The sequence below is a fragment of the Bacillus sp. FSL W8-0519 genome (genome assembly GCF_038005585.1).
Lineage (GTDB): Bacteria > Bacillota > Bacilli > Bacillales > Bacillaceae_G > Bacillus_A > Bacillus_A paranthracis.
In genome coordinates, this window is the sequence record NZ_JBBOTL010000002.1 from 190,111 (window position 1) to 205,136 (window position 15,026).

Below are 15,026 nucleotides of genomic sequence, written 5' to 3' on the forward strand. Positions count from 1 at the left end.
CGACACTAATTGTGTCAGTAAGCCTTTCGACTTACTTCCGATATAGACCCGTACCATCAGAGATTCGTCCGCACATACCATACTCTATTGGTTCATAGTGCATACTAACCATAGGTAATTTATAGACTTCCGGTTTATAGGTTACACCACCCACCTCTGAGTGACTTTCGTATCCTATAGGATTACGGTAACTCTCAACCGACTTCACCGAGCTTCATACAGTTCAGTTCTTACTAACTTCACTGCATGTCGGAGTATTAAAGGAAGTCCTTCAAGGCGTTACCCTATCATTTGACTTCTTGGAATGACAGTTCACTGTTGAACTGTAAGTTCGACAATGCCTAAGCTTTTCACTTAGGAACGTGTCGCACCACCTTTTGGATCGACTATCAGTGTTTGAGCTCCTCCAAGTACGGCTAGGTAAACAATTAAGTTCGTTCCAAATGATTTACCGGAACCAGTACTTCCTGTTACTGCAACTGAAAGTGCGCTTGTTTTTTGATTTGCAACGGTATTAGTTGCTGCAAGTGAGGGTGTCATATAAACTGCTTTATTTAAAATACCAGTTGTTCCAATATAAAACCCGATATTATCTCCTAAATCTTGTGTTGCACCAAACATACCGGCTGCTAGAACTCCAGGTTCCATAAAGTGTATATAATCATTTACATACCTTCTAGAACCAGGGATAAATTCATTAAACAGCAGGAACTGATCTCCATATGGTCTTACTAGTTCAATCATCATCTCTCTATAAATAGAAATGAGTGAATTGGTATTTCGACGCATTGTATCCAAATCTTCAGCACATATACAGAAAGATACTGATGTCTTAACTAGTGGCATACGTGTCTTTTGTATAAGGGCTTGTAATTCAGTAGCTTCTTGAACACCCTCATACACGTTTAGTCCAACAGTTTGTGAATTTTCCCTTGCATGTGCCTCTTGATCTTCTAAATCTTTTTTCTTTTTATTTAGTTTAGATAGTGCTTTGCGATGATTAATATTTTCTGTGCGTACACTCAGTTCAATTGGAAAATCGATATTTTGAATCATATACATCCACTCTTGGTCTGGAAACTCCATTGTATATGGAATCTTGGATGCTGATAAGAAACTCATATATGCTGGATAATCTAATCCATCAGAACCAATTTGGTTCATTTCTATATGTCTTCCTTTAACCTCTACTTCTGATTCCGTTAAACGTAATAGACTCTCTTGATTCGGAAAGATTGCAGAATCGTCATCAACTACTGGTGGTGTCCATCCTGCTGTAACTGGTGCTTCTAATGTACGATAGAAGTTTCGTAATACAATCCATTGTGTTTCATTTGTTTCTAAACTTCTTACTGCTAAATGTTTTCTTATTTTGTTTCTAAAGGCACTAGCTTCCCGCTTATACATCTCCAAATCAGTTTTTAATATTTTGGTATCACCAAGCAATCCAAACTGCTCTGCAGTGTTTTTAAAGGTATGAAATGCAGTGTAAAGCATTTCCTTAAGTCCCTCTTGTACGTGACGTACTTTTAATTTCACACCAATAAAGTAACGATACTCTACAGCATTTTTACCAAATTTTCTTTCTAACTCATGGACAACGTCGTCAGTATGATCTATTGCCAGCTCTTTTAATTCTCCACTGATTGTTTGTTTAAACTCATCGGCTTTCTCTTTAAAATTCTGATAAACAGGTATCATTAAGAGGTGTTTTTCTTCTTCGTAATTCCAAAATAATCCGAGTTGGCGCATAAACAACGTATTTTTATCATCGTCTCCTTTAAATTCATAAGGAATACCGTATGCCTCATAATACGCCCAGCAAGAACCATCTTGGTTAAAAATCAAATTATCATGAAAATATTTGACTGGAAATTCAACCTGATTCATTTGTGCCTCCTTAGAGAAGAATATGAGACTAAACTAATTCTTCCGTATAGATTAATTAATTACTTTTTCTTAATTGAATCATCCTTAAATCGAACTACTGTCTTATATTGATAGCTTCCAATATTGCCAGTTGTATCTTTATAACGACTCAACTTCTTTTTTTCAAATGTAAATACAAAGAATCGATATATAAATTTGTGTGGACTTTTTCCATCCAATTCTACATTTCCAAAGAAGTACGCTATACCACCAGGTAATATTAGATATTTGAAAAAGACGTTATTTCCTAGTGGTAAAATCTGTTCTAAGAATATTATTATTAATAGTGTTCCAACAAAAATCCCCAGCTGTCTGTAAGGTACAGGGAAAGGGAGTGTTATATCCCTTATCCCATATAAACTCTTAGGAATATCCCAAATAGAGTTGTAAGTCCTTACTTCCTTGCGAGTCGGTTTCTGAGTCACTTATACCAACTCCTTAAAATTTCTATTTTTTACAAATGATCATTTAAATAATAAATTATATAATTTTGTTCCAAGGTCTTTGAATACGTCTGGAGTGAATACAAACACAGATACAATCGCACATAGTACTAACCAACCAATTAGACCAGCCATTTGTCTTTTTACAAGTAAAACTATTACACCGATGATTGCTACAACTAAAAAAATGGGACCTAACTGAGCTACTAACCAGTTTTTTGCATTCACTCCAAAGTTAATGTTGCCTAAGACTGCTGCATCCGTAATAGCAGGTAATTGCTGAGCAACCATATCTAATCCCAAAAGCTCCATAATTATTTACCCTCCACTTTCTCTAATGTGTTTTCAAATTTCTTCATAGAGCTAATTGAAAACTTGTTATCTTTATTTACAAGATTTAAATCATATGTGTATGTGTACTCTAAGCTGCTATCATTGTCTTTTAACTTGGCATCAACTAAGACTCTGTATCCTTTATCCTTATCTTCATAAATTCGTAGATTTTCTAATTTGCTAAATGTCATAATACCTTTTAGTCCATTTGTTATATTACTTTTTTCAAAGTAGTAAGCAATTTCTTCTGGTGTTCCTTCTGTATATACCTTAAATACAGATTGTAAAAATTGTTCTACTTTTTTTATTTCTGCATCTGTATTAATTTCTCGTCCTTCTGATTTGAAAGTTGCTACTTTATAAGCTGCCTTTTCTCTCTCTCCATGAACGATTGTAGGATTGTTAGGGACTACCATTTTCCCTTTCTCCATTAAAATTGGAATTGAGAAGTATCTTGTTACTTCTTTTGGTTCTTTTGGTGTGTCTGGAGCTTGTGTCGTTCCAGGAGCAGGATTATTTACAGGTTCTAGTTTTTGAATGATTTTTAATGTAACTTCTGCTTCATTTCCCTTTTGTCGGACCTCTACTGCTTCCGATTTAACTAAAGTACTAGAAGCGTTTTTTAAAGTGTCTCTATTTAATCCACCTTGCTCATCAGATCCTTCAACTAGAAATTTCTCTAATCGTTTTCTTCGTTCTTCAGCTACATTCATATCAACTTTCCAATTAAAATAATTAGCAGCAAAATTATTCGCATATGCAATTAATTCTGCTTCAGACATTTTAATTTTTACAGGTTCCTCTTTCTTTTCCTGAACAGCTACTGCTCTAGGAGGACCGGCAAGTTGGATAAATGAAAGGGAGCTTCCTACAACCACAAATCCCATTACAAACCAAAATGTAACCTTCCCTACTTTTCTTCCTGTTATCGCTGGAACTTTCTCCCTTGTTTTACGTTTCTTCTTTTCTTTAAGAGCTTCTGAATTCTCTTGTTGCATATCTAATATTTCTGTTGTTTTATTTTTTGCTTTTTTAAAGAATGTAAATTTCTTTTTTTCGGGGTTTTTCTGGGATTTCTTTTTTACCATGTCTTCACCTCTCTTTTTAAATGGTTAGGAGATTACAAATTTCATTGTAATTTCCACTAATCAACTATCTAATTTAAGTATGATTTACTTTTTTCGGAAATCTAAGAGAAAATGAAAAAAATTATGTTTTATATTAAATTTTTTTAGAATCAGTTATAATGTTTATTAGAATACATAAAAAACCAATTCCATTTAGAAATGAAATTGGTTTTACACAGAATCGCTTCCCTATAGTAAGTATTACTCTAATATAAAACCTAATATAATATATATCTTTAATATATTTAAAGAATAAAGATAAAACTTTTATACAAAGAAAAAGTAGTGTTGGACTCTTGCTGTAGCAAGGGTCCATTATTATTTTAGTCATAAAAAATCATAAACAACAAATACTGGAAACGTAATTATTACTTATGGTTACGTTTTTAAACTACATAAAATCAAAAAGTGGAAATATAAAACCTACATATAATCATCATTATATTGATGCGGAAAACTGAATAAATAATAAAGCTAAATCTTAAGGACTTACAAACAAATTTTCCACATTTAGATGAAAACTATACACAAACTACTAACAAAGTGATCAAAGTTAGAAACAGTATCCACTTTTTAAACATAACTAACATAGATTTTTCTGATTTTAAGTAGATTTAAAGATAAAAGCCTATAAGAACTGTATTTCGAGCAATATATTATACACACATGGTCTAATTTATTAAGATATCAACACAATATTAAAAAAAGTTTATGTTTTTTTGTAGATAATAAACGAATTTCAAGACAGAAAATTCAGATTTATAAACTTGGAAACTTGTGAATAATAAAATTTACGCAGTCTGCAATATATGAAATTGCATAAAAATAGAGAGGAAGTTTTCAAGTTTAATGAAAACGCCTCTCTTTTTTATTTGAAGCAATCCACTTTAAATGTTATCTCCAACACGAATAGCCCTCTACTTTTGGTTTTTTCAAAAATAGAGAGCTTATCATTACATTGCTGGAAGCAGCTGATCAACAGTATGTGGCACTTTTTTTGTTGAACGGTAGTATGCTTCTAAAGAATGAAGAAACTGGATTAAATCAAAGTCTTCAGGGACCTCAATCACACGAATCTTTTCTTTCGGCAATTTATCAATTTTTTCAATGAACAGTTCACGAATATCGCTAGGGATTTGATTTCCTTTATGTCCACTGGACTTTAAGAGTTCGCGAATTTCAATTTCTAATGCTGTATATGCGTTAATATTTACGCCTTGTTCATAAGCATATTTTCTAAATAGTGATTCCTCTTGATACTGCATGTAATTACGATGGTAAGCATCTATAGTTACAGGTACAGCATATTTTGCATGAAGCAGGTCATGCGCTTTTCGGAATAGCTTTTGAACATTGCGTAAAGAGTATATAGCAAAATGAGTACCGAATTTAAAAATGGCCTCTTCTTGATCATGTTTAGGTACATTGTGTGTAATTAAAGGATAAATACCAGTTTTAGCAGCTGTGTCTAATACACGATATTGAGAAGATTGCTTTAATAATTTACTTAGTGTATAAACAAGCTTTTTAGGATATCCTTCTTGTCGATCAATCATTTCTCGTAAGCCACGAACTACTTGGCGAATTTGACGGTGACAAGAGTGTTTTAAAACGTTAATGAATTGGTTCATATCCTTTGCAAATTCAGCAATGTTCATTTCAACTAACAAGTTTTCAATGAATTTAACTTTACGCTTATATGTATCTCGTGGTGTAAAAGGATCACGGTATTCTGCTCCTTCTTCTTTCGCGCATAAGAAATCAGGATGTACAGATAAATGCAATGTTGTGTATTGCTTTTTATTCCTCTTCCCTTTTTCTAACTTACAAATTTTAAATAAAGGAGATCCAGTTGCAGAAAGTTTTGTTTCTAATTCATCTAGTACAGCACGAATCTGATGTGGGTATTTCTTATGTAAGTAATGATACATACCACCAAAATGAGTTGAGTTTCCTTGCTCATCAACTTTGAATAAAGAACGTTTCAGGGTAGTTTCGCGTTTCTGCTGCATTGCTACATCCATGAATAGTTTCTTAGCTGCAATTGATAACTCAAAGAATTCTTTGGTAAATACTATCGGGCTAATAAATGTATAGGCATTTGCTTTATTCGTTTCTTTATTCATGAAATCAGTTAAGGTAATTTTATATTTACCACTGTATTCATTTTCGATTGTAATGATGTTATGGAAACTTAACTTCTTCAAAGCTACATAAAATTGTGAGTGGTGAATATGTGCAAATGCTTCTTTATAATTTTTATAATCTTCCCAAAGCATGTGGATCGATACATGTGAAAGCTCACCATATGTATTACATTTTTTATGAAGAAATAGAAATACTTCTAGATCAGCATTTGTAATACCATATAGTTTATGTTTTCTGCCTTCGTTTTTATCAAATTCACTTACTTTATCTACAATCTTTTTCATTTTCAGTGAAAAAGATGGCTTTGCTTTAGCAACAAATCCTTCTTCATCTGCAATTCGTTCTTCATAGGACATTGACTTCACAATGTCTTCTAGATAAGTATCTTTAAAACTGTAATACTTACCTTCTAAAGCTTCTACTAACCTTTGCCATGATTTAATTGTTACAATTACTGGTGTTGTTGTTTCACCATTCAAACTACGTTTGTTCTTTATAACGAAAGGTTTTGCCATCTTTTTCACCTCCTTTTATTTTAAGTTGCAGTTTTCCCCACAATTAGATATAGATTTTCATTTTTGATTATATCAAATCGAATACTGGTGAAATCTGTCCCTTTAAGAGGAAAAATAAAAAAATGAAACGTGCCTCAATCCCTTGTGCGACAAGGGGTTTGACGTTTCATTAAAAAAAGTTTGTTGCCACCATAGGGCTATGAAGTTTTTTGAATATGAAACGTATTATGTAGTGAGATAAATCCCTCGAAACCATTGATTTTATAGGGTTTTCATCTAATCTCGTTTGAAAGTTGTAGCCATCATATAGCTATAACGTTTCATGTTTTTACAACGAGTTGTATTTTATTGAAAACTGCTGTAACCCTTGGTGCATATAGGTTGTTGGGATTTTCACAGTGAAAGTTGTAACCATCATATAGCTATAAACGTTTCAGTTCGTTTCATGTTTACTGCCATCATATAGCTATAACGTTTCATGTTTTTACAACAAGTTATATTTTATTGAAAACTGCTGTAACCCTTGGTGTGTATAGCTTTGTTGGGATTTTCACAGTGAAAGTTGTAGCCATCATATAGCTATAATGATTTTACCTTGTTTTTTTACGTTTTTTATGAAATGGCTTTGTATCAACGTTTATTACTAATTTTAATAGAATAAAAAAATTTTTTAATCAAATGATTTTCAAGATATACTCGTTTCATTTTTTCAAAGTTGTAGCCATCATATAGCTATAACGTTTCATAAATTACGAAATTGTAGCCATTATATAGCTATTCATTATTAAAAGTAAGAAGTAATAGCCATGATAAGGCTATACAGTTTCAAGTAAGAAGTAGTAGCCGCGATATGGCTATAAAATTTGAAATAAGAGCTTATAGCCATGATAAGGCTATAGTTTCAAATAAGAAGTAATAACCATGATAAAACTATACAGTTTCAAGTAAGAAGTAGTAGCCGCGATATGGCTATGCATTTCAAGTAAGAAGTAATAGCCGTGATAAAGCTATAAAATTTGAAATAAAAGCTTATAGCCATAATAAGGCTACATAGTTTCAAATAAGAAGTAGTAGCCATGATAAAGCTATTCAGTTTCAATTAAGAAGCAGCTGGCGTATTTTAGTTGTGACCTAAAGTAACAAGTTTCTAGTCGTTAAGGGGTCCCGCCAACCAAATGACATAAAACCCACGTTAAGACATTTTTTGGAATTCAAATCCTTGATTTAGGTACGCTAAGGGTTGTAACTAAAATGAATATTTTTGCTATAGACGGCAATATTAGGGTGAGTACCAGCGAAGCTGTCACCATTTGCAATAAGGATACGTTAAGATTACAATAAGTTGTTTAAGTTTAACACTTACAATACGCATATCCACCGTACTGTTTTAGATTGATAATATATATTTTCATACTTAGATTCCATTATTATGTATAATAAAGTTAAAAAAATAATGACGCCACTTATGGAGAGTGTATTATGTCAAAAAATGATTCTACCAATTTCGTTTTACATGCAAAAAGTGACCAATTTTACTGGGAAGGAATTGGCCAACTGTCCATAAAAACATTTTCAAATGGTAAAGCCCATTATAAGACTAATAAAGGCATGTTTGCTGTTGAAGAAAGTAGATACCTACTCCTTAATAAAGGTTCATACACAATTTCAATTGATGAAACGAAGGATGTGGAATCTTTTTGTATTTTCTTTAAAGATGGGTTTGAAGCCGAGGTCTTTAATTCATTAAAAGAAACAAACGATAATCTTCTAAACGATCCATTTATGGATACGAGTTCTATTGTTTTTTTTGATAAAACCTATCATAAAAATAATACTTTATCTTTTCAACTTGAAACTTTCAAACATATTTTACCTAGTCTCGAAATTAATTCTGTTGGTTATGAGGAACAATTTCATAAGTTAATGCAATATATTTTGAATGAACATTTTAATACATACAAGGAAGTTGAATCTTTAAGTGCAATAAGGACCTCTACACGTGAAGAATTATATAGAAGGATATGTATAGCCCATGATTACATAAGAGCTTATTATGACAAAACTATTAAATTAAATGACATTGCACGAATTTCTTGTCTATCTCCAAATCATTTATTAAGAACATACACACAAATATATGGTAAAACTCCTCATCAGCATATTTCAGAGTTTAGAGTAACAAAAGCAAAACAACTATTATCAGAATTAAGTAATAATATGACCGATATAACCTTTAAACTTGGATTTGGGGTCTGTGTACATGCCCATCAACTTAAGAATTTTCACTACCCCCAAGTGACAAAAAACGTTATTCTTTCTAAAAAGCTAGCTAGAAAGGGTGACATTTTTTATGAATCTTTCGATTCAAGATGAATTACAACTATTTTCTGAAGAACTGTATCGTCATTTAACCCCTTCTCTTTTGGAAGAACTCGCAAAAGAATTAGGTTTTGTAAAAAGAAAACGAAAGTTTTCTGGAAATGAATTAGCTACCATATGTATTTGGGTAAGTCAACGTACAGCGAGTGACTCGCTTGTTCGACTATGCAGTCAATTACATGCGGCCACAGGCACTCTTATGAGTCCAGAAGGACTCAATAAACGCTTTGATAAAAAAGCGGTTGAATTTTTGAAATATATTTTTTCGGCATTATGGAAAAGTAAAATCTGTGAAACATCGGCCATTTCAAGCGCGGCGCTCACGTATTTTCAACGAATTCGTATTTTAGATGCGACGATTTTCCAAGTACCAAAACATTTAGCCCATGTATATCCTGGATCAGGTGGTTGTGCACAAACAGCGGGTATCAAGATTCAATTAGAATATGACTTACATAGCGGACAGTTTCTAAACTTTCAGATAGGTCCAGGAAAAAATAATGATAAGACCTTTGGAACAGAATGCTTAGACACATTACGTCCAAGCGATTTATGTATCCGTGATTTAGGTTATTTTTCATTAGAAGACTTAGATCAAATGGATCAACGAGGTGCTTATTATATATCCAGATTAAAATTAAACCATACCGTGTATGTAAAAAATCCGTTTCCAGAATACTTTCGAAACGGAACCGTAAAAAAGCAATCACAGTATATCCAAGTTGATTTAGAACATATTATGAACAATTTAAAACCCGGTCAAACATACGAAATAAAAGAAGCTTACATTGGAAAGAATCAAAAACTATTCACACGTGTAATTATCTATCGTTTAACAGACAAACAGATACAGGAACGTAGAAAAAAACAAAGTTACACTGAAAGTAAAAAGGGTATTACATTTTCAGAAAAGAGTAAACGATTAACGGGTATCAACATATATGTCTCAAATACGCCTGAAGGAGTTGTTCCGATGGAACAAATACATGACTTTTACTCCCTTCGCTGGCAAATAGAAATTATTTTTAAAACGTGGAAATCCTTATTTCAAATTCATCATTGGCAAACTATCAAAAAAGAGCGATTAGAATGTCATGTGTATGGAAGACTTATTGCCATCTTTATCTGTTCTTCTACGATGTTTAAGATGCGTAAACTTCTTTTGCAAAAGAACAAAAGAGAATTAAGTGAATATAAAGCCATTGGGATGATTCAAGATCATGTATCGCTGTTATATCAAGCGATACAGAGAAACACCCAAAATCTAACAAAGATTTTAATCCGTTTGTTCGACCTCCTACAGAAGAATGGACGGAAATCTCATCGATATGAGAAGAAAACTATCTTTGATATTATGGGTGTTGTCTATGAGTATAATGGGTTTGGAAAACAAAAGAAAGCTGCATAATTTTTAAAATGAAACTCGTTAGAGTTTATTTGGTGTGTGTACTTTTCAATACCAAAAGTACATTACGTGTTTTTTAGTTTGTTTGAACGAAAGTTCATTTTGTTTTCGTTCTTAAGTTGATGGGCATGTGCAATACACCCTCTAGTGTAAAAATAAATAAGAGGATATACGAAGCTAACTGTTAAAGCTAGACAGAAGTTAAGTGATAAATATTCAAATGCATTTTATGAGAAGCATAGCCCTCATAAACTATGGCCGTATATGCAACAACCCATTATAAAAACAACAAAGACCTTTTATTACTTCGAGACCAACTTGGCCGTACTTCTATGGCATTTTACTAGTATCTACACAGATATTAAACGTGAAGCTATTAAACGACTAGAACGGAGACAATTTGAATAACAAACATAAATAATTGCACATAATCAACATTTTGTGCAATTATTTAGAGAGAAGATTTATTGTTATATCTTCCCTCCTATTCATTAAAACATTGGATATATTCATCTTTTACTGTAGCCTTGAAATATTGTTTGATCAAATTGATACTAATAACTTTGATAAATGAGCAAAAAGAAAGAGCGTGTTTTGAAACGCTTTTTCACACCATATTATACCACTTATCTATCTTTGCCTTATAATACTGTTTTACCCCATATTCTGAAATTTAAATTTCACACTCACGAATTCTAAACCCTTCTTATTCATTTGTAATAATTGACCTATTCACTGAGTAGCTTCTCTTTACTATTGTTTGGTAAACACAAGACGGTACCATTCGCTGGTACCGTCTTGTGTTTATGTTTTATAGATTTTCAAAGAACTCGCATAATTCTTGCCCCCCCATTATCTATCACATCTTTTATATATTGAAGAATCTGTGGGTTCTGATTTAATACTTCTTATAATTCATTAAATACTGCAGGGTTCTCCAAGTCCACTAAAGTAGTCTTTAATATATCCATTTCATATTCAAGTTCTTTGTCTCTAAATTTTAAAAATCCATTGTCATTGCAAGCACTTTACCATCTATATTCCTTTTAGATCCCCATAAACGAACCGCTTTATTTATTTTACTATCCTCAAAAGTAACTTGGACTGTTCTCAGTTCCTCTCCCTCTACATATTCACGGGATATCCAACATTCTTTAAACTCTAGGGTTCCTTGTGGCATAGAGAGAACATAATTAAACATCACTTCTTCTAGTTCTGGAAAGTCAAACCCCTTCTTCTCAAGACAGATGTATTCAAAATCTAAAACGTTCGTAAAATGATAGATATGCTCTTTTTTAGGTTGCACTATAATTCCTCCATAACAATACAGCTATTTATATTGATTTGAAATAGAGTTTGATTAAAAGGTGTTACTTATAATAACCTTATTCTGCATTAACAAGTTGACTTTCATCAAAGGGATTCATTATCAATATGTATTTTTTATTACCCAATCTCAGATGTACCTTATAAGGGCTATTTAAATTAAACATGTATATCTCTGGTTCAAAGTCATGTTTAAATTTATATCGGCGCGTCGCATTTTCAATCACTATATACACATACTCAGCAAAACTATCTGGTTCCATACAATCGTCCCATATTTCTTTCCACTTCGTTTTATCGACAACTACTTTATTTTTAAAATCAAGAGATAGAAGTACTATACCCCATAAATTCCCCCTCCTTCTAATAACTTATCTGATTAAATAAGACTAACTTATTGGCATTACTTATAAATTGATTCTTAATTTAAAGAAAATCCTCTAGTAACAATATTTCAAATCTAAGTTGTCATAACTGTCATAATATGTTCTACCGAAAGCATAATCTTTTTTCAATCCTTTTTTAATAATGTATCCGGTTTCTATACATGGACTCCTCCTATTTTGACAATGAGCACTACGATGCCCATCTCCTTATCCATGAAGATGCCATGTCGCACAATATGGGCACCAAACTGCAAGATTTCCAATTTCATCTCTTTCATAGGCTAATAATACAGGCAATGATCTTTCACTTTTATTTAATCTCATATATATCCTCCAAATAAATTTAACGATAAATTATTATATATGTATGAATAAAATTAATCTATATAAGTTCTCGTTCAATTACATTAATTCTTTTTATAATAACTTAAGTTGAAGAAAACCATCATCGTTATCTTTTAAGTTTTCTTTATTCTCCTTTTTCTTGCTTTTTTGCTTATTTACAGCTTCAATTTCTTTTTCTTCATGTCTAAACTTTCTTGACACAAACCATTTTGGTAATCCAGAAGTGAATGTAGGAAAGTATTTTCTTTCGTAGGCAGTACGTTCTTTTTTTGGTATACCTACGTATTCCTCCCAAAACCGATTTCTAAAATCATCGATTTCATTTCCTGTTAAATGGGGTATCTCATCATAATCTTTGTTTAAAAGCTCTTGTTTTCTATATAATTGCTCTTTCTGTAATTGAATGCGTTTTCGTTCTTCTTCCTCTTTCTTTATTTTTTCTTGATCGATACGTAGCTCTTCTTGCTCCCTTTGTATTTTTTCTTTTTTTTGCACTTTATCTAACTTTTGTCCATACTTATCTAAAAGCCCTTTATAAAACATTTTTTCTGAAGTATGATTGGTTACCTGCTCATAATGTTGCTGTAATTCTTCTACAAATTCAATTAAATTTCTACCCTCAATCCATTTTTTATATCTATTTTGTTCCTCAGTAAAATACATTTCATAATCATTCTTTTCACTTAAGAAACTTGTTGGAAATCCCTTAAATAAAGTTTTTACGAATATATACCACTTATGGCACTCTTCTTTTAAATAATTCAACCAAGAATACCAGTTACCAATTGAAGATAAATGAAATTGAACCTTTTCTGTCTCCAAGCGTTCTATTAGAATGCTAAATTCCTTTTTATATTGATTATATAAGTCGCTCATATAATCCTTTGCCATTTGTTCAGCCAATGTTTCCTCTTGCCTTCTGCGCTCCTCAGCTTTTTCTTGTTCTATCTCTAGTAATTTGTTAGTATAAGCTATTTTTAGTTCTTCTCTTGCTTTTCTCGCTAATTCTATACTATTTAATGCTTCCTCTATCTGTCGGGCTTTATCAAACTCAATAGCAGCATCTACTAAATTCGTAGGATCAGAATCACTTCTATGAATTTGACCTTTAAATTCTTCATTTAATTGAGTATTCTTTTTCAGCCTCGTATCATTTTCACTATGTGGCGCTCGCAATAATTCCGTTTCTAATAATACTGGTACAATGTCAGACTCTGCTATTCGGTTCACCAGAAATATATCATCTTGTGTTGAATGATCTCGGTTCTCTAACAATGCATCTACTCTTAGCTTAGAACTTTCAGGAGTTCTTCGAATTAAAAATACATGCCCATTATGATCAACAGTTACAATAACATGATATACATCCATCAAATAGTTAAATGCTTTATTATTTTCCCCTGTTACAAAGAAATATTCCTCTTTTAGTGGAGAAATATATGTATACTCATAAGAATTTGTTTCTGGATTAAAACTACTAATTCTTGTACCACTATAACTATCCGTGTATATTTTTTCACCATTTATTTCTTTTTCCTTAGGTGGAAAGAAACTATCTAGTATTAACACCCATGCGGTTGGTACATTTTCTTCAAAATATATATTTGTTCTCTTCGCAATATTACTAGTCCGAATATTAGACGCCTGTACTTCGATTGCCAACTTTAGCTCTTCTTTTCCAGCAATTGTTTGCAACACCGCTACATCCGCACGTGAAATGTCTTTATGCCTTTTCTCTTCTTTTACGATGTAACCAGCTTTACTAAATAATTCATATAAATATTTCTTAGTTCTTGCATGTGCCAGTGATTCAAAGGAAAAACAGTGTTCTTTATCTAAATGAAAAAAATATGGATTTTTATTAACTATCTTAGATCCTTTATTAAACGACATGATATCTTTGCATATAGGGCATTTCGCTTGATATAACGATTTTCTACCTCTTATATACTTAGCTTCCTTATCATTGTCTATAACCATAGAATCTAGCTCTATATATCTTTTCTTTTGAAAAACGATCAAATTACCACTAGGAAATATTTTCTCCCAACCATCAAAATACTGGATATAAGAATACTGCATTTAATATACACCCTTTCAAAAAGGAATATTATTACCATTCGTTGAATTCATTATAATACTTTTGGAGCATTAAAATTTATGAATATATACATTTAATTATTAATAGAAATTCTATGATTACTTATTTTTATCTTCTGGTTTTTATTGATAAATGGTTCAAAATTAACTATAAAGCAACTCACATTTGCTATGATAATAATTAAATAGGTAAAGGATATTTTTATAAGAGGCGGAATTTATCATGTGTGTTGCAGTAAAAAGGGGGAGTTTATTTGTACAGAAACTTGTTGAATTTTTCATTATATTGTATTCTAAGTCTTTTTATATATTTAACAACTTATTTTATCTCTATAAAACCTGCTATTATTAATGCTACATCCATAAATTATAATAGGATGCAATTTGTTTGGCTGTTACTTCTACTCATTTTAATTTCAATGATATATGGACTAATAATAAGAAAATTAATTCGTCATAATTCTAGATATTCTCATTCAATCAAAAATGAAAATATTTTATTTATATTTAGTCATATTTTCACTGCTCTTATTCTCTTTTTTATTATGTTTATTTAGGCTTTTAAACGAGTAACAAGTAAAGATATGGCT

9 protein-coding genes and 3 pseudogenes are annotated in these 15,026 nt (G+C 31.7%); 4 read left to right on the forward strand and 8 right to left on the reverse strand.

Annotation, left to right across the window (positions count from 1 at the left end; genetic code table 11):
* Positions 1–372: 372 nt before the first annotated feature.
* From NST14_RS28960 to NST14_RS28980, 5 genes and pseudogenes are all read right to left on the reverse strand, one after another.
* Positions 373–1,890, reverse strand: a pseudogene (locus NST14_RS28960) (ATP-binding protein); the annotation flags it as partial.
* A gap of 59 nt (positions 1,891–1,949) precedes the next feature.
* The gene (locus NST14_RS28965; protein WP_000192353.1) at positions 1,950–2,354 is read right to left on the reverse strand and encodes a TcpE family conjugal transfer membrane protein; all 405 of its coding nucleotides are present in this window, start codon (positions 2,352–2,354) and stop codon (positions 1,950–1,952) included.
* A gap of 39 nt (positions 2,355–2,393) precedes the next feature.
* On the reverse strand, positions 2,394–2,684 hold the full coding sequence (locus NST14_RS28970; RefSeq protein WP_000421394.1) for a hypothetical protein: 291 nt from the start codon (positions 2,682–2,684) through the stop codon (positions 2,394–2,396).
* Positions 2,685–2,686: 2 nt separating this feature from the next.
* Positions 2,687–3,793: a conjugal transfer protein gene (locus tag NST14_RS28975; protein ID WP_000239389.1), complete on the reverse strand. Its 1,107-nt coding sequence runs from the start codon at positions 3,791–3,793 to the stop codon at positions 2,687–2,689.
* Positions 3,794–4,785: 992 nt separating this feature from the next.
* A complete protein-coding gene (locus NST14_RS28980) occupies positions 4,786–6,495 on the reverse strand; it encodes a hypothetical protein (RefSeq protein ID WP_001118186.1) in 1,710 nt (569 codons plus the stop codon).
* A 1,479-nt stretch (positions 6,496–7,974) separates the two neighbouring features.
* Here NST14_RS28980 and NST14_RS28985 point away from each other — a divergent pair.
* The 3 genes and pseudogenes from NST14_RS28985 to NST14_RS28995 all read left to right on the forward strand — a co-directional run.
* Positions 7,975–8,868 carry an AraC family transcriptional regulator gene (locus tag NST14_RS28985; RefSeq protein ID WP_322361035.1) on the forward strand — a complete coding sequence of 298 codons (894 nt, stop codon included), beginning with the start codon at positions 7,975–7,977 and terminating at the stop codon, positions 8,866–8,868.
* Positions 8,846–10,282: an IS4 family transposase gene (locus tag NST14_RS28990; RefSeq protein WP_001053964.1), complete on the forward strand. Its 1,437-nt coding sequence runs from the start codon at positions 8,846–8,848 to the stop codon at positions 10,280–10,282. Before NST14_RS28985 ends, NST14_RS28990 begins: the two co-directional genes overlap by 23 nt.
* Before the next feature lie 165 nt (positions 10,283–10,447).
* Positions 10,448–10,687, forward strand: a pseudogene (locus NST14_RS28995) (tyrosine-type recombinase/integrase); the annotation flags it as partial.
* Positions 10,688–11,187: 500 nt separating this feature from the next.
* Here the strand turns inward: NST14_RS28995 and NST14_RS29000 are convergent.
* The 3 genes and pseudogenes from NST14_RS29000 to NST14_RS29015 all read right to left on the reverse strand — a co-directional run bounded on the left by NST14_RS29000 (position 11,188) and on the right by NST14_RS29015 (position 14,418).
* Positions 11,188–11,585: pseudogene (locus NST14_RS29000) on the reverse strand (hypothetical protein).
* A 79-nt stretch (positions 11,586–11,664) separates the two neighbouring features.
* Positions 11,665–11,868 (reverse strand): hypothetical protein, encoded by a 204-nt coding sequence (locus NST14_RS29005; protein ID WP_227585687.1) that lies wholly within the window; start codon positions 11,866–11,868, stop codon positions 11,665–11,667.
* Positions 11,869–12,408: 540 nt separating this feature from the next.
* Complete coding sequence (locus tag NST14_RS29015) at positions 12,409–14,418, reverse strand: competence protein CoiA family protein (RefSeq protein ID WP_048520022.1); 2,010 nt, start codon at positions 14,416–14,418, stop codon at positions 12,409–12,411.
* 272 nt (positions 14,419–14,690) lie between these two features.
* Here NST14_RS29015 and NST14_RS29020 point away from each other — a divergent pair, with 272 nt between their 5' ends.
* On the forward strand, positions 14,691–14,993 hold the full coding sequence (locus NST14_RS29020; RefSeq protein ID WP_073540743.1) for an NADH dehydrogenase: 303 nt from the start codon (positions 14,691–14,693) through the stop codon (positions 14,991–14,993).
* The last annotated feature ends 33 nt before the right edge of the window (positions 14,994–15,026 follow it).